This is a genomic window from Veillonella sp. CAG:933 (genome assembly GCF_000431435.1).
Lineage (GTDB): Bacteria > Bacillota > Negativicutes > Veillonellales > Veillonellaceae > Veillonella_A.
In genome coordinates this window covers 1-507 of the sequence record NZ_HF986255.1, presented here as the reverse complement: position 1 = coordinate 507, position 507 = coordinate 1, and the positions used below count along the sequence as shown (strand labels likewise).

1 protein-coding gene is annotated in these 507 nt (G+C 34.3%); it reads left to right on the top strand.

Annotated elements, in window-relative coordinates; translation table 11 throughout:
• Positions 1–507 (top strand): hypothetical protein (locus tag QZL64_RS12955; RefSeq protein WP_296309694.1); only part of this gene is annotated, 507 nt, incomplete at both ends.

Genomic DNA, 507 nt, shown 5'->3' with positions numbered 1-507 from the left:
GATTCAATTCACGTTCTTGCAAGGTTTTCAGAAGGAAAAAAGGAACTTTCAACAAGTAATGGAGCGACAGCATATGAAGAAGTTCTTAATGTAAAAAATAATCCCGGATTACAGGTTTTAATAACTGATACAAATGCAAGGAACTTGAATGCAGGATATTACACAGAAAAAGATGGGAAGAAAACATTAATTGCCAGTACAGATGAAGTACCTTATTTAATCCCATATGATAGCTCTGACGATTCGGTAGGTTTTTGGATTAATGGATCGGGAACAATTGAAATTGCATATGCGATAGTTCAGCGAATGACCATAGATGAATATGCCAGGTATATGTTTAAAGAAGTTAGTACCAAGGCTGAAAAACTAATAGAAGATGGTTTTATGCTTGAAATCGAACAGGGTGGTGAAGTGGTTCGAATTAATCTTAAGGATTACATTAGGAAAATCAATGGAAAAATTGATGAACAAATACAGGAAATGGAGAAAACAAAGGATTCAGCAATA